Below are 23,559 nucleotides of genomic sequence, written 5' to 3'. Positions count from 1 at the left end.
TGGTTATCAAAAATTGATAGCACAAATAATAATCTCTTAATGCATAAGACTTAATTATAATATAATTGTTACAGTTTTATATTAAAATATATTTCTTTTGCTAATTTTACAGCTAAAACTACTTACAATGTCTAAACATCTTTTTGCATCAATTACTTTATGTTGTTTATTTTTTAGCTGCAGTACAACCCAAAAAATAGACACCTTAAAACCGGAACCAGATGATGCAACGCCAGTTGTTTATGAAAACCAGCCTTCGTTTTTAAATATTCCTATTAGTGTTCAACTAAAAGATGTCGAGAACCAGACTAACAGTATTTTGAATGGTTTGATATATGAAGACAACGATATTACTGATGATAATATCGAAATGAAAATTTGGAAGCTTGCTCCTATCACGATACAGAATGATAATGCAAAATCAGGCGAAAGAATCAGAACGATACTACCATTAAGAGCAACAGTTAAATATCGTATTGGCACAAAAACATTGGGCGTCGATTTATACAATACGCAAGAGTTTCACTTAAATGGTGTGCTAACACTTAGCAGCGATGTTGCCTTAGACAATTGGAAACTAGTTACAAAAACAGAATTAAAATCACTTGACTGGAAAGAGAGCCCAACTCTTGTTGTGTTTGGTAAAAATGTACCTGTAACTTACCTAATGAATCCCACGATTCAATTATTTAAAGCTAAACTAGAAAAATCTATTGATGATGCAATCGAAAAATCAATGGATTTTAAACCTAACGTATTAGCAGCTCTGGAGAAAGTATGCACCCCTTTTCAAATGAATGAATCTTATGACAGTTGGCTACGCGTTGTACCGCAAGAAGTGTACAGCACGGCAGCAAAATTAAAAGGAGAAACATTTTTACTTCAAATGGGAATGAAATGCACAATGGAAACCATAGTAGGCAGAAAACCAGAAACCAAATTTGATTCGAATAAAATAATCCTAAAACCAGTAACTAAAATTCCTAATCAAATTACTGCAAATATCGTCGCAGTATCTACTTACCAAGATGCCTCTAAAATTATGCGCAGCAATTTTGCAGGGCAAGAATTTGGATCAGGTTCAAAGAAAGTAAAGGTTAACGATGTTACAATATGGCATAAAAGTGGCAAAATGGTAATTGCACTAGACTTGACAGGAGCTGTTAATGGTAAAATATATTTGAATGGCTTTCCGCAATACGATCAGAAAACGAAGGAAATTTACTTTGACCAATTAGACTATGTATTAGACACCAAAAGTAAATTGATGCGAACAGCTAACTGGTTAGCACAAGGTGTAATTTTAAAGAAGATTCAAGAAAGCTGTCGTTACTCAATACAAGCAAACCTAGACGAAGGTAAAGCAAGTATGATGAGCTACCTCAATAATTATTCTCCAATACCAGGAGTATATGTGAACGGAAATATGGATGACATTGCATTTGAAAAAGTACAAATTACCTCTAACGCTATCTTAGCATTTATCAAGGTAAAAGGAAATATTAAAATAGCTGTTAATGGGCTCAAATAAGTTTTTAGCTCACCTTCTTTTTTCGATATAAACGATATACGGCATATCCTATTATTCCAACTAATACATATGGAATTGCCATTAAATAGACAATACCATCATTTACAGCTTGCGCTTGAGCGTTATTAGACTCACCTCCTAATGCTGCTCTACACATTGCACATTGGGCTTGAGCCACTCCCGAAGAAAGTAATAGTGCCCCAATAGAAATGACTTTTAACTTAATATTTTTAAACATAATAAGGAGATATCATTAAATAAACGACCACACCCGTAACAGCGACATACAACCATATAGGAAACGTGATTCTTGCTAATCTTTTATGTTTGTCGAAAACTTGTGCCAACGCTCTTACATAAGTAACTAAAACCATTGGAATGATTATTACAGATAGCACAATATGCGTAAAGAGAATAAAATAATATACATATGCGATGATACCTTCTCCTCCAAATTTTGTTGAATCTGAAGTCATGTGATAAGCTACATACATTCCTAAAAATGCAATTGAACATCCTATTGCCCCTTTCATTAAATTTTCGTGCAGTTTTCTATTACCGTTTTTAATTGCTAAAACAGCACTAACTAATAAAACCGCTGTAATTGCATTCACGCAAGCATATATAGGAGGTAAGAATGTCAAAGGTTCGACATCAAAGCCAAGCTTCTTTAAATTGACACCAAAAAGAATCACAACAACTACAGGAATAGCAATCGATAAAATCACAATCCACTTTTTATATTTCTGTTCTAAATTTTCATTATTCATAATGCCTATTCTTCTAATAAAATACTAATATCTTGTTGAATATCTCTAACCCCTTTTTTCTCTAAGCCATCGTAGTATAAAATAGGATTACCATAATCATCTTTTCTACATCTTATATTTCCATCTTTATCAATCAATGCAAATAAACCTGAGTGTTCAAAACCCCCAGCTACATTGCTATTTGAGGCAGCATATAAATTGAAACCTTTATTAGCTATACTATAAATATAATCTTGATCGCCTCTTAAAAATTGCCAGCTTGTAGATTTAACACCCAAAAATTCGGCATGTTCTTTCAAAACCTTAGCAGTATCATGATTGGGATCAATAGTGATAGAAGCAATTCCGAAATTAGGATTACCAAAAAACTTCTTTTCGATTAGCAACATACTTTGATTCATCTTAGGACAAATTGAAGGACAAGTTGTAAAAAAAAACTCAACTACATATACTTTACCTTTAAAAGATTCATTGTTGATTGTGTCGTTGTTTTGATTCGTTAATTCAAATTTTGGCGCAGGCCCAATCATTACTAACTTTTCGTCTTTTGTGGCAGATGTAGAAACATTATCTAAACGATCTGCTTTTACTACCGAACCATTTTGAATGCGCTCTATAATTTTAGGAATAGCATAAATACCAAAAACTAAAATGATAAAGGAAATTCCGATGTATGATTTATTCTTAAACATATTAATCTTTTAAAAGTTGTTTAGTCGCATTGTGATTCTTCTTTAATGCAGCACGGTATTCGTACAAGATAATTTTAAAATCATCAAGCATCTCGTTGCTTAACTCAGATGGATGAAAAGTATTGTATCCCTCCTTGTAATCGTCTTTATCTTTTCGACCTCTTAAATCTCTCGCTTTATCTACAATATAAACATTTGGAGTACCAGCATATTGATCAAGTTGTCCCTTCAATTGAAGTTTACCATAATAATCTTGGATATTCTCTGGAGTGGTGAACACAAAATGCCATTGTGAAACATCTGTAAATTCATCTAAAGCATCTAATATACTGCGTACATCATTTTCTGTACCAAGGGGACATATCATTACAAATTGTAAATCTTTAAATGTGTGGTAACGTTGATAAATTTTTTCGTTAAGATTAAAAAGATTCCCTCTGTTCTTTAAAATTTCGGAACCAGAAAAACCAAGTATAGTTATTTTATTAGTTAGAACTACCTTTTCTTTATTTAAAGATTCCCAATCTCCTAGCTCAGGAATTCCTTTAGTAACGGTAGGCAAACGGGTAAAACTATTCACACCTGATGCAAAAAAAAGATAAGCAACAATAGGGAGAATAAAAAGCACAAAAAGAACAATATTTTTTTTCATTGCAGCATTAAAATTTAAAGTACAAAAATAAAAAAAGGTACGCTATGCGTACCCTTTTTTTTGAATTAATATGTGTTAAAAATTCCATTTAATTGTCGAATCTTTAAAAACCCCATAAATATAATGCCCTTCGGTTAAGAAAATGAAAAGTATATATATTATTAAGAAAACAACAGGCAATACAATTGCCCATCTAAGACTACTTTTTTCGCCTCCTAAGTGCATGAATGACCATACAATATAATAAGCTTTAAAAACAGTCAATATATAAAATACCCAGTTCAACAAATTCATACCTAAAAGGTGGTTCATGTGTAGAAAATCTGGCTTAAGTATTCCTAAAATTACTTCTATAATAGTAACAGCAGACAATATTGCGAAAACTTTCCAGATCCCTGCAGTATTAGAAACGTGTTCGTGTGACATAATAATTATTTTTAAAAATTAAACTAGATAGAAAACGGTAAATACAAATACCCAAACTAAATCTACAAAGTGCCAGTATAGACCTACTTTTTCAACCATCTCATAACTTCTTCTTTTTTCATATGTACCTATTAGGACATTGAAAAAGACAATGATATTTAAGATAACCCCTGAAAAAACGTGGAATCCGTGGAAACCTGTGATAAAGAAAAAGAAATCAGCAAATAATTTATTACCGTACTCATTTCTAATCAAGTTAGCTCCCTCAACAACATAATGTCCGTCTGCTAATCTAGAAATAGATTCTTCTCTAGATAAGACTGTTTTATGCTTGAATTTGCTTAGATCATGATTAATCTTAGCGTCTTTTACATTATCTGGAGTAGCCTCATAGATAGATTCGATGCGAACAGATAACTCAGGATGTGCTTTGAATCCAGCTTGCACTTCAGCAAGAGAGTATGAAGGTAGTTCACCCTCACTCAAGAACCAAGTTCCTTTATTACTAGTATGTTGCACGCGCTCTCCATGAAGAGTACTAGCAAAATCTGCCAAAGCAACACGGTTTCCGTCTTTATCAACAAACTGAAGCAAACTACCTCCTTTTGTTTCAACAGCACCATATTCTCCTTTGATGAAATTTTTCCATTCCCAAGCTTGAGACCCTACGAAAATCAAACCGCCGATAATGGTTAAAAACATGTAAACAATAACTTTATTCTTTTTCATTTGATGACCAGCATCAACAGCCAAAACCATTGTTACAGATGAAAAAATTAAAATAAAAGTCATTAACGCCACATAATACATAGGTGCAGACACACCGTGCAAAAATGGGAAGTGAGTAAACACTTCATCGGCCAGTGGCCACGTCTCAATAAATTTAAATCTAGATAAACCGTAAGCTGCTAAAAATCCAGAGAACGTTAAGGCATCTGACATGATAAAAAACCACATCATCATTTTACCATAACTTGCTCCCATAGGCTCATTGCCGCCTCCCCAAGTTTTATCTTCACTATTTGCAGTAGTAACTGTCGCTTCCATAAAAGTTATTCGTTAAAAAGTTCCCAAATTTACGTTTTTTTCTTATTTAAAGAAATATAAAAATACAAATAAATAAATCCACAAGAAATCAAGAAAGTGCCAGTACATCGCACCTAGTTCTATTCCAAGAGTTTGACTCGAATTGTATTTCTGTTTAAAATGATTATAAATTATAATAAGCAATGATATTAAGCCACCAGCAAGGTGAATCATATGCACAACCGTTACAATATACAAAAATGTTGTTGTTATTGAACTCTCACTTCCCGTGAAATAATAACCGCTTTCAACGATTTGTCCGAATCCTGCAAACTGCAAAAACACGAATAAAATTCCAAGCGCTAAAGTAGACAAAAGAAAAACAGTAGTCTTACTTTTCTCGTCTTTTTGAATTGATTTTTTTGCCATGTGTATTGTTACACTAGCAGCAATTATAGCCAATGTGCTATAATAAAAAGCAGTAGGCAATTGAAAATCTTTCAACCAGTCTACTCTTGCCTTACTTACTACAAACGCACTAGTAAGTCCCGCAAACATCATAATCATACTGACCATTGCAAAAATCAAAATCAACTTATATGATCTTGCTGTTTTTTGCTTATGCTCTTCCTGTGTCATTGTCATTGTCATTTCCATAACTATCTTAAAAATTTATCAATTATATATACTAATTGAAGTAGCGTAATATACGATACGCTAACTAACATTAATGTTCTTGCAGCTTTTGCGGTTTTAATCTTATACAGCTTTACTGCATAAAAAAGCATCCATAAACCTAATAAAAACACTAACACTGCGGCAACTGGCGTAATATAAAATCGACCAGTATAACCAAGAGCCGGCAACAAAGAAGCAACAATTAACCAAACTGAATATAAAATAATTTGCAATGCTGTTCCTTGATCTTTTTTACCCGTAGGCAACATAAAAATCCCCGCTTTCTCGTAATCTTCATACAAAAACCAGCCTATAGCCCAAAAATGCGGAAATTGCCAAAAAAACTGAATTAAAAACAACGTACCTGCTTCTATACCAAAATCACCCGTCGCAGCCACCCATCCTAACATAAAAGGGATTGCCCCTGGAAATGCTCCTACAAAAACAGACAATGAAGTCACCGTTTTTAAAGGTGTGTAAACACTCGTATATAAAAATATCGAAATCGCACCAAACATAGCCGATTTAGGATTAATCATATACAAAAGTGAAATCCCTACAATTGTAAGTAAACTAGCAACTACAAGTGCAACTCGTGGCGACATTCTTCCTGAAGGAACAGGACGGTTTTTCGTTCGATCCATTAAAGCATCGATATCTTTTTCAATTACTTGATTGTATGCATTAGAAGCCCCAACCATACAATAACCACCTACGATTAACATTAAGAGCACGGACCACTGAAAAGGATTTTGCTCATTTACGCCTAAAAAATATCCCGCTATAGATGAAAACAAAACACTAATAGCTAGTCCTGCTTTAGTGATTTCTTTAAAATCTAAAAAAACCGATTTAAGGGTGAGGGTATTTTGAGTAGTATTCAACGCAGATTTAATTATGTTTTTTAAAACTTCTGCAAATGTACAAATTACAAGTAGATTTAAGATTGTAGAATTTGTGTTTTTTTCAATTATAATCTGTTAAAACTGCATTTCACTCTTAAAAAATAGCTATTCTACAAACTTTACTAATTTGGAACGAACAATATTTTTTTTTTGAAAGTAAAACTTAAAAACACAGTGTATTTTTGAAATAAAATTTTCATTATTTAAAACGTATTTTGGAACGTGCGCCTTTTTAAAAATTTAATATTCTTGCTTACTATCTTCGCCATTAGCAATTGCCTTTGCCCCTGAAGTCCCTATTCTTTTCACACCTAATCGTACCATTTCTACCGCTTCCTCATAAGATCTAACACCACCTGCTGCTTTAACAGGCAACGGTGAAGTATTTTCGAGCATCATGATTATTGTGCGAACAGTTGCACCGTTAGGAACATCATCTTCGGTTTTGAAAAAGCCGGTAGAAGATTTTACAAAAACTGAGCTGTACACTTCTTCTTTAAAATTAGAGATAATCACATTTTTAATTAGAGAAGACAATTGAATAATTTGCTTATCTGTTAATGCCGCAACTTCAATAATCCACTTAACTGTTTTATTATTATCTAAACCTAGTTTTGTACACCTCAAGACCTCTTCTTTTACAATAGCAACCTCCCCTTCCTTAAATGCTTTATAATTACAAACAAAATCAAGATCATCTGCACCATTGTCAATGGCTCTCTGTGCTTCTTCTAATTTGGCCATAACATCTGATTCACCTTCAGGAAAATCGATAACAGTACCTATTAAAGTCACTGCATTAGCCTTGGTAATTACCTCTTTTGCCATAGCAACCATATCAGGTCTGATCATGATTAATTTAAAATTCTCATCGATTGCCTCATGAATAAATTTCAAAACGATTTCTACATTTTCACCCTCTTCAAGACCGGCTTGTTTAGGTGTTTTTAAATATGTTGAATCTAGGTAGTTTCTGATATTCATAATGATTGTATTAGATGATTATTAATAGAGTTGCTAAACAAAAATACATTTAATATTCAAAAGCTTTTAAACAATACTGATATGTTTAACAGAATATAGAAATTGAAAAATAAATCTATTTACATTTTTTTCGAAAATAAAAAAGTCCCGTAAATTCGGGACTTTAATGTATTATTGTTTACGGCTTGGTTCCTCTTATTTTGATAAAAACAAGGATGGAAAAACTTGCAAAAGCCGCGCCGGTTATGTTTGCAAGAATATCAAACATGTCAGGACTTCTTGTAGTTGTAAATAGCTGCTGTGCTATTTCGATAAATACTCCAAAAAAAACAGAAAGCATGAATGAAAAAAACAACGGCTTGTATATGTTTTTATTTCTCACCTGAGTTCTAAAAAATAGTACCCATAGCGAAGTAAACACAAAATGAAAGAACGCATGTACCGCCTTATCTAGATTAGGGATATCGATCGTAGGAATGTTACTTGACTTTGTTAAACACAAATACAAGATTACAGCTGACCAAGCTACCGCCGAGATAAGAAAGAATAATTTACGCACCAATTAAATCATTATAAGCATCGCTTGATAATAGAGTATCATAATCAGCAACGTTTGCTACTTTAATTTTGATCATCCATCCTGCTCCATAAGGATCAGAATTTACTGTTTCAGGAGTACTTTCTAAAGCATCATTAAATTCGACAATTTCTCCTGCTAAAGGAAGAAACAAATCAGAAACAGTTTTTACTGCTTCAACAGTACCAAAAACTTCATCTTTTTCAAGAGTTTGGTCTAATGTTTCAACTTCTACATAAACGATATCACCTAATTCTTTTTGAGCGAAATGTGTAATTCCTACTGTAGCTACATCTCCTTCTAAACTCACCCATTCGTGATCTTTTGTGTACTTTAAATTTGCTGGTATACTCATAATAAATGCTTATTGATAATTGATAATTTTATTTGTTTCGCAAATGTAACAATCTTATGTCCAAATCTAGTTTAGATTGTCAAAATTAATTCCCAAAATTATAACGTATTGTAAAGCCCGATCTAATATTTGTCAACGGAAAAGCAGTCGAAATTACAGCTTCAGAAAACGAGTGATCATAGTAAAAGATTGCTGTCAAGTTCTTACTAAATGAATAATCAGCAGTTAATTTAAGCGACCATATATTTTGTCCTCCGGCTAACTGATTGTTGTCGTAATCTAAATACCTCACAATAGTTTGGTTGTTACGATAAGAGAAATCAGCTTTCATATTAATATCCCCTTTGATAACACCTGTAGGATTATCAGCTAAACGAGAAGAGAAAATAACATCTTTAAATCGATATCCTAGCCCAACTACGTATTCAAGTCCTTTTACTTCAGTCAGTAAATTGTTATCAAAACTCATAGACAAAGCCCTATCCTTCTTTATTTCGGTTAAGATTTTCAAAGAACTTTTTAACTCAAAATCCATGCGCAGTAAAGGATTAAATTGCTCTACTAAATTGATATTAGATAAAATCGTTTTATTAAAATAGTTTCCGTTATCATCAACACCATTAGGATTTTGATCATATTCAAAGTTAGAACGATATTGATTAATTGTGTACGAAGCACGGTAATTATGTTGTAATGAGAAACGTTTAAAATTTCGTTTAAACATATCAAATCGCATCAAGCCATTATACTTAACAGACCAGTTAGGTATAGGCATACTTCTAAAAATTCCTAATGAAGAGCTTGAAGCATCTGCACCTGAATAAGCAGCCAAGAATGCTGGTAATAATACCGCTTGATTGTTTTTACCGTAACCAAGTGGATAGCCATCTGCATCTAGATTTGCCGGATTATTCACATCAATCCCTCTATCTGTTGCGAGTCTATTAGCCACCGTTAATCTATTTTTTCTAAAATCACTAAAGGCAATTGACGAGTTTTCATCACTTGCAGAAAACGATGTTTTAATAAGAACAGTCGAAATACTAAATAACCCATAGCTATAAGGCGACAATGAATTGTAGGTCCCATCAGAAGAAACATCGTACTGCTCAGAATAATTCTCAGAGTAGGATCTATCAGCATTCAAATCTATTTTAAAATCTGGGAACAAGTCAATATTTGCACTAGCTTTTAAAGTCTTATTAGTTACCTGAGTAAAGTTTTGATTAAAATTGTCATACAAAGTCAGCCATCCCTTTTTAGCAGCTTCATAACGCACGTCTTGTTGACTTCCAAAAATAAAACCTAAGGTAGGTTTAGACGAACCAAAGAATCCTATTCCTGGTGTATAACCCGGCAAAACCGTTCCACTATTTTCAGTGTAATTGAATTGGATATTTTTTACACTAGTCAAAATCCCTTTTAATCCATCTACAAACGGACTGCCATTTGCATCTTGTTTATTAGTATTGACGATTTTTTCTCCTGGTTTAGGCAAAGCAACCTTTGGTTTTGAACCAAATTTTTGCGTTGTCTTAGTAAGCCCTAAATACTTGTACAACATCTCCATGTTAAAACTAGCATTCAAATTATTTGAACGCGCATTTTGCACTGTATTTCCTAAGTTATAATTTTCTCCATCAATTATAATATCAGACAATGCATTTGATGTACGTTGCCAGTTGTAATCTCCCGTATAACTATAATTAGCTTTTACAAAACTGAACAACGGAATTTTATTAATTGGAATTTCGTAGTTCACAATAAGTTGTTGCATGTGTTGGTTAGGATCCCCTACATTTAAATAACTATCCCAAATAGAGAAATCATCAATTGGTTCGTTATCTTCATTCAAATAATTTTTTACAATATTACTTGATGAGGCAATGTAACTGAATTTTAATGATTTTGTCAAATTGTAATTGAAGCCATATTGATAGTTAAAAGAAAAGTTTCTTCTATACAATGGATCTAGTCCAATTCCTTCAATATCCTCTATTTGTCTAAATTGTTGAGTATTGAATTGTCTATTAATATTTGTACTAAAAGTAATATTAGAAGGCAAGTAATTAAAATTAAAATCACTTAACATTTTCCAATAATCGTTTTTCTTCATCAACTTACTGTTTTTGAAAGGCTCAATAGGTTTAGACTGAAAAGTGTAAGCATAATCAACTGATGAACTACTTTGCTGATCTTGATAATTTTCAATTTCGTAATCGTGTCTTTCAACCTCATTATACGATTGTGAAAAGGTGAAATTTTCGACATCATATATTCTTTGTTTTTGCTCAGCAGCACGCTGTTTTCTAACTCCTATAAAATTGATACTGCTACGTTTAGTATAATCTACCGCTCTATTTCTATAATTTTCGCGTACATCAGCATCTGCAGTGTTATCTAACAACTGCTGCAATTTGATATCTTGGTTAAAAGGATCATACTGTGGCGTGATTACCTCTTCGCCTATAGCGTAATTAAATGGCAAATTAATTCCCCACTTAGCAGGTAATAATTTCCCTAAATTCATATTAGTGACAAAGTTATATTGCTGGATATCTTCACGACTTCTCTCATTAGGTCCCTGTTCTAAAGATCCAAAACCAATCGTAGATTTTCTTCCAGTGGCAGAAACAGTTGCAAAATCAGCAAAGTTTGTATCTACATTTAGTACAGCAGCCATACCCCCGTTGTTATCCATATCAGCAAGACGAAGTTCATTAAACCAAACCTCACCCTTAATACTTTGCATGGTTTCTCTGTTTTTTACACCCACCATTAACGTGCGAACTAGTCCAAAATTAGGATTACCTTTAATTCCTATTCTTAATTTATTACTCTTACTGGCCGCAGATTGATCAAGCTCATCCTCATCCTGATAATATATTCCATCAAGAGGCAATGTACTTAGATCAATACCCATAGCTTGTATTTTTAACTGTGTTAAAAGCGCCAGTGATAAATCAATTTGGTTGTCTTCTGGCCACACACTTTCTGCACTTAAAGGAGAACAATTTGCAGCACTTGATCGACTTGGCACAGTTACTTTTAATGGAATTTCGACTTGATAAAAATTGTCAGTAAAGTCATTTCCAAAACGAATAAAACCTACCATTTGATCGTCACCTAATGTAGTTTCATTTTGTAAAGACTCAGCATGTAAAAACATTTTAAGTTTTTTAAATTGACGCATGTCTAAACTAACATTTTTAAATACCGCTCTAGAATCTTCGGCCTCTAATCCATCTCCAGAAACCCTAAGTGATAGCGATTGCTCATTTTGATTTATGATTGTATTATTGTTATACAACTGTTCTCGCACCACTCCTGGAGGCGTAACGTAATTGATAGGACAACGCTCATTATTTTCCTGAACATTTACAGATAATACATCGAGTATCGTACCATCATCAGTAACATTTGTATCATCAAATTGCAATGTATTTGTATATCTTCTCCATTCTCCACGAACAAGATCTAAAGAACCAAAACGTACCGTGATTTCTTCACTAAAACCGGTCATAAACATTCTCATGAATCGAATAGACCTAAAATCAGATATGTTACCAATCGTATTTTGAGGTTGCGATACAGGAATTTTAAATTGAATCCACCTTGCATCCGTCACTTGTCCGTTTGCTAATGTCACCTGAGTGTTTCTAATATCAGTAATGTTATTTTGACCAATTTCCATATTAGGCGCTACGTCGATACTGTATTCATAGTAGGCATTAATGGTATTCATTGTATTATCCTTGTTAATATCTTCAACATCAGGAAGTGTTGTTGCAGCTCTGTTAGCGTCATTGATATCAACTGCTGAATTTCCGTCAACACCATTATAATTTTTATATCGCTCATTAACATTACCATTCGCATTTAAATAGTACGTATAATCATCACCAGCTGGATCTGAATCTGAAGCAAAATTTGAATAAACACTAGCTTCCTGTGCATTGTTCAAACCATCAAAACCTACATCTTGATTAAGTCTGTTTTCCACATTTGTATCGAATGCGTAAATTAAAGATTGTGATGCTGGAACATCTCCCCATAATGGCCTTGGATTTACCAATATTTGATCTGGTCCTAAACCATTTTCATATTGTTTTCTACCATCTTTCAAGATATCTTCAGAAATTTCTCCAAGGTTAAAGTAGATTTTTCCAGTATTTGACATCGGAATTTGTCCCGCACCAATGTAAGGATCCATCACCCAAAACTGAATATACTCAACATTACTTTGTTCAAAATTTGTAGAGTTAATCGCTCTAGTAATTCCTCCAAAGTTGTCTCTAGGACTCGCACTAAAATTTGAATTATTATTATAAGGTCCTCGGTCAGATGGGTAGTAACTTAAATTCAATGTGTTTACCACCTGTGATTGTCCTTGTGCTATGTCTGTTAACGGATACAATTCTTCACTAAATATACGCCTTGTTGTATTCAACGATAAATCATCGTCTGTAATTCCTGACGGTCTCGATGTATAAAAAATAGGATCGATTGTATTCCATGCTAACTTCGCTCTTTTGAATCCGTAGCTTAAATCATTGGCGGTAGCATTAAAATCATAACTGCTTCTAGTATTTCTTTCTGGTGTAGCCGATAAGCTCCACGCATAAGCAGAACGCATATCTATCGTAGATTGTGAACCTTCAAAATCGTCTACATAAATTGTAGATTCGCCTTCAAAGTCGGCTGCTTTTGGTGAATTTGGTTTCAAGAACGCAACTTCTGCTCTTACCGAAAGATTCGAAGGAACACCTGTATCTACATTAGGAAGCATATTAGCCAACCTAGTAAAAAAGGGAACTTCAGTAGCATAATTAGTGTTGAATCCAAAAATTGTATTGTTTACTGATTCCTGACCATAAGTTGCTTTTTGCGTAAAAGGCTTTTCGCTCATTTTTAAAAAAGTAGCCCCTAAAAGAAACTTATCTGAAATTTCGTGTTCAACGTTTACTCCCATAAAACGGCGCGTTTGTTGACCAAAAATAGAATTGTTTTCTAACGAAATTTCAACTGGTGTATTAGATGCTTGCAAAGATGCATCAAGAATTTGCACAGTTCCTAACTGATAATTCACGCTATAGTCAATCCCTTCTAATAAAACACGGCCACCTGCAGTTACTCGCACAGACCCTTGAGGAACATTGTATGCACCAATAGGAATACCATTACTTGCTGCAGATTTATATTTACCTCTTAATAAAAATTTGTTTTTATCACTGTCCTGTAACGCACCTGATTGTGTATTGCGGTACATGCTTCTAAAAACATATTTCTGTTGATTGTTATTGTAAGTACTTATATCATCGTAATTACTCACATCAGCCGGATTATTTCCATCTTTTAATTTCGAAAACAACAATTCTCCAAATGGCTCCTTTGTCGTAAAAATGATACGTCCGTTTTGAGAATCAATCGTTAAACCCGATAAAAAGTCAAAGAATCCGTCTCCCCCATTTTGAGGATCGTTATTGTAATTTAATTTATCTAGATTGAAAACTTTTAATAACGTTGTCTCCTTTACTTTATTACCAGCAGTAGGATTTGCTGGAAATGGAAATACATTACCCGCAGCATCTGTAGCTTCTTTAATATAATTAATTGGCGAAGGATCAGTATATAAGATATTGAATCTAAAATCTTCTTGATTAATCTGGTATGCACCTGGAATTTGATAAATATTTTTCATCATTAAATTCCACACTGGATTCTTAACATTAGTTAAATTACTCTTTAACATTTTTAAGATTAAACTTTGTGTAATAACAGCAGTATTAGCATTTGTAGCGCCGGTTACAACAGTTGCGTCTACTCCATCATTACCAAATTCACCTACTTGATAGACCTTGTCACCTACTGTATATTGATAAGCAACAGCAAGCACTTCATCATTTGACAATCGCTGTTGCAAAGAGATATATCCCAATTGTGCATTGTAAGAGAACTCATTTGAAGTTAACTTTCTAGCATTTTCTAGTTTCGAATAATCCTGCCCTTCACTTACCGTAACATTAAAACCTGAACTTGAAGTTACTATTTCTCTAATGTTAGCATTAAGTAATCCAGAACCGTCTTTTATTTGACCCGGATCATATTTATTATTTCCATTATCAGATGGAGAATTTGCAGGTACGTTAAACATACCTGTAGAAGGATCTAAAACAACAACTTCATTATCTGCTAAACCACTTATTGGTCCTTCACCTAAATCTTGAAGCGCAATTATATTCCTTAAATTATTTGAAGTAGTATTAATTCTAGTTTGCTTGTTAGTCACCCAAACCTCAATACGAGTTATTTGTACTCTGCTATCGATGTAAGGATAGTTTTGCAACGACTCGTCGTATTTATCTCTAAAGTATTGAGATAGAAAAAAGTGCCTGTCATTATCATAATCTAATGCAAACATATCGAAATCTTGAATGGTTCCACCACCTTCTGCAATAACACTTTTTGTTTGTGATTTTTGTTCAGAGAAAACTCCCGTAACGGTCGTCTTTCCAAATTGTAGTTGTGCCTTGACACCAAACAAGCTTTGCGCGCCTCTTATTAGAGAGCTATTTAAGGGCATACTTACATTACCCACTTCAATTTTTTGCACAATATCATCTTCGGTGGGAGTGTATTCTAATTTAATAAGGTTTTGAAAAGCAAAGGTTGATTGTGTATCATAATTAGCATTTACGTTCAAGCGAGTACCCACTTGCCCCATTAAACTCATGCTGATTCTTTGATCGAAGTCGAAAGCTAAATTTGAGCGATTTCGTGGAGAAAATGATGGATTATCTTGTTTTGTGAAGCGAGCACCAAGATCCATTTCTATCGAACCCGTAGGGCGCACATCTATCGTATTACTACCGAAGATAGATTCGAATATCCCAGAATTAACATAGTATTTAGGTAATAAATCCTTCTTTGCCTCCTGACTTCCATCCTTTTTACCTTCAATTGCATCCGTTTTTTTTCTAAAATAGTCTCGCATCGATTCCTTCAACACGAGCTGTTCATATTCACGAACGGATAATATGATAGGGTAATTAATAGAAAAACCGTCTACAGAGCTCGTATAAATATACTTGTCTGTAACGGGATCATAAGTGTAGGCAGAAAGAACACTTTTGGGGTCTTTAATTTGAATTTTTCCTGTAGAAAAACCCGTTCTTATTGTATCCTTGGGTTCTTCAATAACTTGAGCTTCTAAGAGAAACCCACTAAATAAAACCAATAGAAAAATACAAATTTTTTGCATATAAATCTTTGTTTTACAGCCTAATTACAAGGCTTTTAATGCTTTTTTAATGATTGATTCTACAGATGCTTCTGGATCTTCTTTCACTATTTTTTCGATAATTTTTTCTGAAGCTTTCCTAACAAAACCAAGTACTTCCAGTGCAGATAACGCTTCATCCCTATTTGTATTGCTTTGTGACATAGAAACTTCGTCTAAATCATAGAGCTTAAGCATTTTATCTTTTAGATCTAAGATAACTCTTTGCGCTGTTTTACTCCCAATTCCTTTTATAGTTTGAATTGTCCCTACATCTCCAGAACCTATCGCATTTATTATTTGTTTTGGTTCTAATGAAGACAACATCGTTCTCGCTATACTTGCCCCAATACCTGAGACCGATAAAAGCATTTTAAAAATTTCCCGCTCTGACTTCTCAACAAAGCCAAATAAGGTTTGAGAATCTTCCTTTATTTGTAAATGAGTGAATAATTTTACAAAATCAGTAGCAGGAAGTAGTGAAAACGTGTGTAATGAAATATGCACTTCATAACCTACACCTCCACAATCTATTACCACCTGAGTAGGCGTTTTCTCTACTAATTTGCCTTGTAAATGTCCAATCATAATCTCTTAATTTTATCCAAAAAAAAACTTACCATAATCATAAATTATGGTAAGCAAGATAGTATTTTATTTTATTTTATAATCTGTTTCTTTTGCTTTTCTTGAGCATCAATTACAGCTATTGCAGCCATGTTCACCATTTCCTCTACGCTAGCTCCTAATTGAAAAATATGAATAGGCTTACTCATTCCTAGCATAATAGGTCCTATTGAATCTACTTTATTTAATTCCTTTAATAACTTATAAGTTATGTTAGCTGAGTCCAAGTTGGGAAAAATTAGCGTATTTACCTTTTTACCAGCTAATTTAGAAAAAGGAAATTTCTCTTTTAACATTTCTGGATTTAAAGCGAAATCTGCCTGAACCTCTCCATCAATAATTAAATCAGGATGATTTGCATGCAAGTATGCCACTGCGTCTCTTACTTTTGAAGCACGAGGATCACTTGAAGAACCAAAATTTGAGTACGATACCATTGCGATAACAGGTTCTACACCAAACATTCTAGCCGTTTTTGCAGTCATCACAGCTATTTTTGCCAAGTCATCTGCAGAAGGATCAATATTTATTGCTGTATCTGATAAAAACATTGGACCACGAGACGTCATCATCATGTTTGTAGTAGCAATGATCGAAGCACCAGGTGCCTTATCTACTAATTGTAACATAGGTTTAACCACTGAAGAGTAACTTCTAGAATGCCCAGTCACAACTCCATCAGCATACCCTTCATTCACCATCATTGCAGCAAAGTAATTACGCTCACGCATTAATTTTTGTGCATCAAAAAGTGAAATCCCTTTTCGTTTTCTTGATTCCCAATATATATTAGCAAATCTATTGCGTCTTTCATCTTCCTCTTTAATCTTAGGATCTATAATTTCAAGATCAGCATAAAAGCCTAATTCTTCTTTTAACTCTAAAATAATTTCTTTATTTCCTAGTAAAATTGGATGGCAAATTCCTTCTTCCATTACTATTTGAGCTGCTTTCAAAACATCTAAATGGTCTGCTTCAGCAAAAATAATTTTTTTAGGGTCCATCTTAGCTCTATTAGTAATAAGACGTACCATTTTGTTATCGTTACCTAGACGATCAAGAAGTTCTTCTTCGTATTTATCCCAATCTGTAATTGGATTCAATGCTACACCTGAATCCATGGCTGCTTTTGCAACAGCAGGAGCAACAATACTAATTAATCTAGGATCAAATGGTTTTGGAATAATATATTCTCTACCAAAAACTAATTTCATCTCACCATATGCAATATTTACTTGCTCAGGAACTGACTCTTTTGCCAATAAAGCCAACGCTTTAACAGCAGCCATTTTCATAGCCTCATTAATTTTAGTAGCTCTAACATCTAGAGCTCCTCTAAAAATATATGGGAAACCCAAAACATTATTTACCTGGTTAGGATAATCTGAACGACCAGTTGCCATGATTATATCATCTCTCGTTCCTATCGCTAAGTTATAATCGATTTCAGGATCTGGATTTGCCATCGCAAAAACGATTGGGTTATCAGCCATTCCTAAAAGCATTATTGGAGTCAGAATATTCCCCGCAGAAAGTCCTAAAAATACATCAGCTCCTTTTAAAGCTCCTTGTAAATTAATTCCAGGAATACCTTTCGAATATTTTAACTGAATCTCAGATAAATCTGTTCTCTCGCTAGATAAAACACCATCCTTGTCAAACATGATGATATTATCAGGATTTACTCCTAATAACACATATAAATTAGCACAAGCTAAAGCAGCTGATCCTGCGCCAGAAATAACAATTTTTGCAGTTTCAATTTCTTTATCAGCAAGTTCAAGAGCATTCAATAAAGCAGCTGAAGATATAATAGCAGTTCCGTGCTGATCATCGTGCATCACTGGAATATTCAATTCTTCTACCAAACGGCGCTCTATCTCAAATGATTCAGGCGCTTTAATATCTTCTAAGTTGATTCCTCCAAATGTGGGAGCAATATTTTTTACTGTTTGAATAAATTCTTCAATATTTTTAGTGTCAATTTCGATATCAAAAACGTCAATGTCGGCAAATATTTTAAATAACAAACCTTTACCTTCCATCACTGGCTTTGATGCTTCGGGTCCTATATCTCCAAGTCCTAAAACAGCTGTACCGTTTGTAATAACGGCAACAAGATTTCCCTTTGCAGTATATTTGTAAACATTATTTACATCTTTTGCTATTTCTAAACAAGGCTCAGCTACACCTGGTGAATACGCTAGAGACAAATCTCTTTGTGTTGCATATTTTTTAGTAGGTACTACTTGAATTTTTCCTGGTCTTGGTTTAGCATGATATAATAATGCTTCTCTTCTTTTACTATCTTTATTCATCTTTATTTAGATTTTTATCTAGCGTGCAAAGATATGAGTCTTACTTTAAAAAGTAGGTTATTATGGCATTGATTTACAAAACTGCTCGAATTAACACAAAAAAAAAGCCACTATTCAAGTGACTTTCAATGTATATATTGCTTAATCTAGTTATAAATTGCTTCCATTAATATATGAATCTAAGTGCTGGATAGTCTCTTTTTGAACTTCGATAATTGATTTTACAACATCACCAATAGAGATAACCCCTAAGACTCGTCCCTCTTCAACAACAGGTAAATGCCTAATGCGTTTTGAACTCATCAATTCCATACAGTAATCCAAACTGTCAGTGGGACCAACAGTAATCAAATGGGTTTCCATGATTTCACTAACTACCGTATCTTTTGAAGCCTTATTTTTTAAAACTATTTTTCTTGCATAATCTCTCTCAGACAAGACCCCTTTTAGTATTCCTTCTTCAATTACTAAAACAGCACCTACGTTTTTTTCTCCTAACACCTTTAAAGCATCGTATACAGAAATAGTAGAAATTATCGAATAAACATCCGCACCTTTTTCGCTTAATATTTGATTTACAGTCATATCCAAAGAATTTAATTTACACTAAAGTTAGTTAAAAAGGAAATACGATCATCAATTATTTTAAAATAGTAAAAGCTATTCACGTCGAAAAACTCAATCAACGTTTTAAAAAATGTACATATAAAAAAAAAACTCTGCACTTTTATTGAAAAAATGTTTAGAGGAACAGTCAAGAAAGAATACGGTACTCTCAGCAAAAATAAAATAGAGTTATAAAATTTTTATTTCAAAAAATCGATATTTCGTTTTAATCCTGAAAACTTGGTACGTTTTATAGCTGAGTTTTTAAAAACTACTTTAAAAGTTTCTTCGGTAATTTCTTCCCAGTCCTTTTTAGTTAAAGATAGTAAATCGGGATTAGGATTAAATAAAGGTTCTTTATGAGGCTTCGAAAATCGGTTCCAAGGACATACATCTTGACAAACATCACACCCAAAAGCCCAATCGTCAAAACTACCTTTTAACTCAACGGGAAGATTCTCTTTGAGTTCGATAGTATAGTAAGAAATGCATTTACTACCATTAACTTTATATGGCTCAGTTATCGCTTGAGTGGGACAAGCATCGATACATGCTGTACAAGAACCACAATGATCTGTTACCGCATGATCATATTCAAGATCTAAGTCTAAAATTAACTCGGCTATAAAATAAAACGAGCCTACTTTTTGAGTTAGTAAATTACTATTCTTTCCTATCCAACCCAGCCCACTTTTAGCAGCCCATGCTTTGTCTAAAACCGGTGCAGAATCTACAAAAGCACGTCCTGAGACTTCGCCTATATTTTCTTGTATCGAATGTAAAAACTCTTTTAGCTTTTCTTTTATGACAAAGTGGTAATCTTGACCGTAGGCGTACTTTGAAATTTTAAAAGAATCACTAGTCTGAACTTCTGAGGGATAATAGTTCAATAATAAAGAAACAACGCTTTTACTGTCTTCAACCAATAATTTAGGATTCAGCCTTTTATCAAAATGGTTTTGCATATAACTCATTTGGCCTTGATGATTTTTATTCAACCAATCCTCTAATCGAGGTGCTTCTTGTTCTAAAAATCCAGCTTGAGATATCCCACAAGACATAAATCCGAGACGTTTTGCCTCGGATTTAATGAACTGTGTATATGTACTTTTAAAATCTACGATAAGTTGTATCTTTTATAGTCTAGCCCTGATGGGAGCGGCATCCTTTTAATGCTTCCTTAAGCAATAAAAGATATAGCAGACAGCAGGAAAAAGCTCCTATAAATTAGAATAATCCCCCTTGAATATTAAGTTTAATCTTGCCAAGATGACGATAAGCTTTATCTGTAACTTCCCTACCTCGTGGTGTTCGCATGATAAACCCTTCTTGAATTAAGAAAGGTTCATAAACCTCTTCGATTGTCTCACTACTTTCTGACACGGCTGTAGCCAAAGTAGTCAAACCAACTGGTCCGCCTTTGAATTTATCTATGATTGTATTCAAAATTTTGTTGTCCATTTCATCAAGTCCGTGCGCGTCTACATTTAAGGCTTTTAATGCATAACGAGCAATCTCGATATCGATGGTTCCGTTACCTTTAATTTGGGCAAAATCTCTAACGCGACGCAAAAGCGCATTGGCTATACGAGGTGTTCCTCTACTTCTGCCAGCGATTTCTATAGCTGCTTCCATAGAAATTGGCATTTTGAAGATTGAAGCACTACGCTCTACTATAGAGGTCAATAATTCGGTTGTATAATATTGCAAACGTGAAGCGATACCAAAACGAGCCCTCATAGGAGCAGTAAGCAAACCAGAACGCGTCGTAGCACCTATCAATGTAAACGGATTTAGATTGATTTGGACAGTACGAGCATTAGGTCCCGACTCAATCATGATATCGATTTTGAAATCTTCCATTGCCGAATACAAATACTCCTCTACAATTGGACTTAAACGATGAATTTCATCGATAAATAAAACATCTCGTTCTTCAAGATTGGTGAGCAAACCAGCTAAATCCCCAGGTTTGTCTAGCACCGGTCCTGAGGTAATTTTTATACCAACATTAAGTTCGTTAGCTAAAATATTTGCCAAGGTTGTTTTACCCAAACCAGGAGGTCCGTGAAAAAGAGTATGATCTAAAGCCTCGTTACGTTGGTTAGCAGCTTCCACAAAGACTTTCAAATTCTCCAATACCTGATCTTGACCAGCAAAATCGTCAAACGATAACGGCCTCAATTTTTTTTCGATATCAAATTCCTCTGAATTATAACCGTTAGTTGTAGGGTCTAAATTTTCATTCATAAAACAAAGATACTATAAAGTTAAATGCAAAAGAAAATGCCTTTCTAAAATAGAAAGGCATTTTTTATGTGTATTAGAATACTAATGATGTAATACTTCTTCACCAGGTTTCATAGGTGTTGTTTGTAGTACAAAATCTTCTTCATGATTAGGATTACTATAATCATAAGGCCATCTGTGTACTTCTGGAATTTCACCTGGCCAGTTACCGTGAATGTGTTCTACTGGTGTAGTCCATTCTAAAGTATTTGATCTCCATGGATTTTGAACTGCTTTCTTACCGTAGAAAATACTACTAAAGAAGTTATATAAAAATACTAATTGGAAAGCTCCACCAACTAAAGCAAAAGTTGTAATTAATACATTTACGTTTTGTAAATCATCAAATAATGGAAAGTTAGTGTTTGTATAGTAACGTCTAGGTAGACCAGCTAATCCAATAAAGTGCATCGGGAAGAATACTCCATAAGCACAAATTGCAGTTACCCAAAAGTGAACATATCCTAAATTTTTGTTTAACATTCTTCCGAACATTTTTGGAAACCAGTGGTAAATACCCGCAAACATTCCATAAAGTGCAGAGATACCCATTACTAAGTGAAAGTGAGCTACAACAAAGTAAGTATCGTGAACATTAATATCAAGTGTACTATCCCCAAGGATGATTCCAGTTAAACCTCCAGTAATGAAAGTAGAAACTAATCCAATTGAGAACAACATAGCAGGATTTAACTGCAAGTTACCTTTCCATAAAGTTGTAATGTAGTTGAATGCTTTTACAGCAGACGGAATTGCAATCAACAAAGTTGTAAATGTAAACACAGATCCTAAGAATGGATTCATTCCTGAGATAAACATGTGGTGACCCCAAACAATTGTCGATAAAAACGCAATCGCAAGGATTGACATAATCATCGCTCTGTAACCAAAAATAGGCTTACGAGAATTTGTAGCAATAACTTCTGATGTGATACCTAATGCAGGTAACAATACAATATAAACTTCAGGGTGACCCAAGAACCAGAATAAATGTTCAAAAAGTACTGGAGATCCACCTTGATAATGTAAAACTTCACCAGCAATATAAATATCTGATAAGAAGAATGAAGTACCAAAACTTCTGTCAAAGATTAATAATAATGCAGCAGACAATAAAACTGGAAAAGAAACAACTCCAATAATAGCAGTTACAAAGAAAGCCCAAATTGTAAGTGGCAATCTTGTCATAGACATTCCTTTAGTTCTCAAGTTAATTACTGTAACGATATAATTTAATGACCCCATTAACGAGGATGCAATAAATATAGCCATAGAAACTAACCATAAAGTCATACCTAATCCAGATCCAGAAATAGCTTGTGGCAATGCACTTAGAGGAGGGTAAATTGTCCATCCAGAATTTGCAGGGCCTGACTCAATAAAAAGAGATGAAATCATGATTACACTTGATAAAAAGAATAACCAATAAGAAACCATATTCATAAAACCTGATGCCATATCTCTAGCACCAATTTGAAGGGGTATCAATAAATTACTAAACGTACCACTCAAAGCGGCTGTCAGTACAAAGAATACCATGATAGTTCCGTGAATGGTTACTAAGGATAAATAAATATCATTAGCCATTACACCGTCTGGTGCCCATTTGTCACCAAGTAAGATATTAAAAATTTTAAATGACTCTTCAGGCCATGCCAATTGCATTCTAAAAAGCATCGACATACCAACACCAATGATTCCCATAAAGATACCAGTAATTAGGTATTGTTTAGCAATCATCTTGTGATCAGTACTAAATATATACTTAGTAATGAACGTTTCTTTATGGTGATGTTCGTGTTCGTGATCGTGTCCGTGATCGTGAGCTTCTGCTGACATATATG

19 protein-coding genes are annotated in these 23,559 nt (G+C 33.8%); 1 reads left to right on the top strand and 18 read right to left on the bottom strand.

Features of this window, described 5'->3' with window-relative positions; genetic code table 11:
- Nucleotides 1-127: 127 nt before the first annotated feature.
- Nucleotides 128-1,531, top strand: coding sequence for a DUF4403 family protein (locus H603_RS0105245; RefSeq protein WP_026707584.1), 1,404 nt, complete (start codon nt 128-130; stop codon nt 1,529-1,531).
- A gap of 4 nt (nt 1,532-1,535) precedes the next feature.
- Here H603_RS0105245 and H603_RS0105240 read toward each other — a convergent pair whose 3' ends face one another.
- From H603_RS0105240 to H603_RS0105155, 18 genes are all read right to left on the bottom strand, one after another.
- Nucleotides 1,536-1,769 (bottom strand): hypothetical protein, encoded by a 234-nt coding sequence (locus tag H603_RS0105240; RefSeq protein ID WP_026707583.1) that lies wholly within the window; start codon nt 1,767-1,769, stop codon nt 1,536-1,538.
- On the bottom strand, nt 1,762-2,301 hold the full coding sequence (locus tag H603_RS0105235; protein ID WP_026707582.1) for a DUF420 domain-containing protein: 540 nt from the start codon (nt 2,299-2,301) through the stop codon (nt 1,762-1,764). The genes H603_RS0105240 and H603_RS0105235 overlap by 8 nt, the downstream gene beginning before the upstream one ends.
- Before the next feature lie 5 nt (nt 2,302-2,306).
- On the bottom strand, nt 2,307-2,993 hold the full coding sequence (locus H603_RS0105230; RefSeq protein WP_026707581.1) for an SCO family protein: 687 nt from the start codon (nt 2,991-2,993) through the stop codon (nt 2,307-2,309).
- A gap of 1 nt (nt 2,994) precedes the next feature.
- Nucleotides 2,995-3,645, bottom strand: a complete 651-nt coding sequence (locus H603_RS0105225; RefSeq protein ID WP_026707580.1) for a hypothetical protein — start codon at nt 3,643-3,645, stop codon at nt 2,995-2,997.
- Between the two features lie 75 nt (nt 3,646-3,720).
- Nucleotides 3,721-4,071 carry a cytochrome C oxidase subunit IV family protein gene (locus H603_RS0105220; RefSeq protein WP_026707579.1) on the bottom strand — a complete coding sequence of 117 codons (351 nt, stop codon included), beginning with the start codon at nt 4,069-4,071 and terminating at the stop codon, nt 3,721-3,723.
- An 18-nt stretch (nt 4,072-4,089) separates the two neighbouring features.
- A complete protein-coding gene (locus H603_RS0105215) occupies nt 4,090-5,118 on the bottom strand; it encodes a cytochrome c oxidase subunit 3 (protein WP_026707578.1) in 1,029 nt (342 codons plus the stop codon).
- Nucleotides 5,119-5,160: 42 nt separating this feature from the next.
- A complete protein-coding gene (locus H603_RS0105210; protein ID WP_394359121.1) occupies nt 5,161-5,748 on the bottom strand; it encodes a cytochrome c oxidase subunit 3 in 588 nt (195 codons plus the stop codon).
- An 8-nt stretch (nt 5,749-5,756) separates the two neighbouring features.
- The gene (gene cyoE, locus H603_RS0105205) at nt 5,757-6,659 is read right to left on the bottom strand and encodes a heme o synthase (RefSeq protein WP_026707576.1); all 903 of its coding nucleotides are present in this window, start codon (nt 6,657-6,659) and stop codon (nt 5,757-5,759) included.
- A 261-nt stretch (nt 6,660-6,920) separates the two neighbouring features.
- Nucleotides 6,921-7,664: a deoxyribose-phosphate aldolase gene (gene deoC / locus H603_RS0105200; RefSeq protein ID WP_026707575.1), complete on the bottom strand. Its 744-nt coding sequence runs from the start codon at nt 7,662-7,664 to the stop codon at nt 6,921-6,923.
- Between the two features lie 178 nt (nt 7,665-7,842).
- A complete protein-coding gene (locus H603_RS17285) occupies nt 7,843-8,223 on the bottom strand; it encodes a VanZ family protein (RefSeq protein ID WP_245576087.1) in 381 nt (126 codons plus the stop codon).
- Nucleotides 8,216-8,596 (bottom strand): glycine cleavage system protein GcvH, encoded by a 381-nt coding sequence (gene gcvH / locus H603_RS0105190; RefSeq protein ID WP_026707574.1) that lies wholly within the window; start codon nt 8,594-8,596, stop codon nt 8,216-8,218. The genes H603_RS17285 and gcvH overlap by 8 nt, the downstream gene beginning before the upstream one ends.
- An 85-nt stretch (nt 8,597-8,681) precedes the next feature.
- Nucleotides 8,682-15,857, bottom strand: a complete 7,176-nt coding sequence (gene sov, locus H603_RS0105185; protein WP_026707573.1) for a T9SS outer membrane translocon Sov/SprA — start codon at nt 15,855-15,857, stop codon at nt 8,682-8,684.
- A 24-nt stretch (nt 15,858-15,881) separates the two neighbouring features.
- The gene (gene ruvA / locus H603_RS0105180; protein WP_026707572.1) at nt 15,882-16,463 is read right to left on the bottom strand and encodes a Holliday junction branch migration protein RuvA; all 582 of its coding nucleotides are present in this window, start codon (nt 16,461-16,463) and stop codon (nt 15,882-15,884) included.
- Between the two features lie 71 nt (nt 16,464-16,534).
- Entirely contained in the window at nt 16,535-18,820 is a 2,286-nt protein-coding gene (locus H603_RS0105175) for an NADP-dependent malic enzyme (protein WP_026707571.1), read from the bottom strand.
- A 150-nt stretch (nt 18,821-18,970) separates the two neighbouring features.
- Nucleotides 18,971-19,405, bottom strand: coding sequence for a CBS domain-containing protein (locus H603_RS0105170; protein ID WP_026707570.1), 435 nt, complete (start codon nt 19,403-19,405; stop codon nt 18,971-18,973).
- A gap of 221 nt (nt 19,406-19,626) precedes the next feature.
- Complete coding sequence (gene queG / locus H603_RS0105165; protein WP_026707569.1) at nt 19,627-20,550, bottom strand: tRNA epoxyqueuosine(34) reductase QueG; 924 nt, start codon at nt 20,548-20,550, stop codon at nt 19,627-19,629.
- A 103-nt stretch (nt 20,551-20,653) separates the two neighbouring features.
- Nucleotides 20,654-21,676: a Holliday junction branch migration DNA helicase RuvB gene (gene ruvB / locus H603_RS0105160; RefSeq protein ID WP_026707568.1), complete on the bottom strand. Its 1,023-nt coding sequence runs from the start codon at nt 21,674-21,676 to the stop codon at nt 20,654-20,656.
- Nucleotides 21,677-21,757: 81 nt separating this feature from the next.
- Nucleotides 21,758-23,554, bottom strand: a complete 1,797-nt coding sequence (locus H603_RS0105155) for a cytochrome c oxidase subunit I (RefSeq protein WP_026707567.1) — start codon at nt 23,552-23,554, stop codon at nt 21,758-21,760.
- Nucleotides 23,555-23,559: the final 5 nt, after the last annotated feature.

Source organism: Flavobacterium frigidarium DSM 17623 (assembly GCF_000425505.1).
Taxonomy (GTDB): Bacteria; Bacteroidota; Bacteroidia; order Flavobacteriales; family Flavobacteriaceae; genus Flavobacterium; species Flavobacterium frigidarium.
The sequence above is the reverse complement of the archived record's forward strand: the minus strand, read 5'-3'. Positions and strand labels throughout refer to the sequence as shown.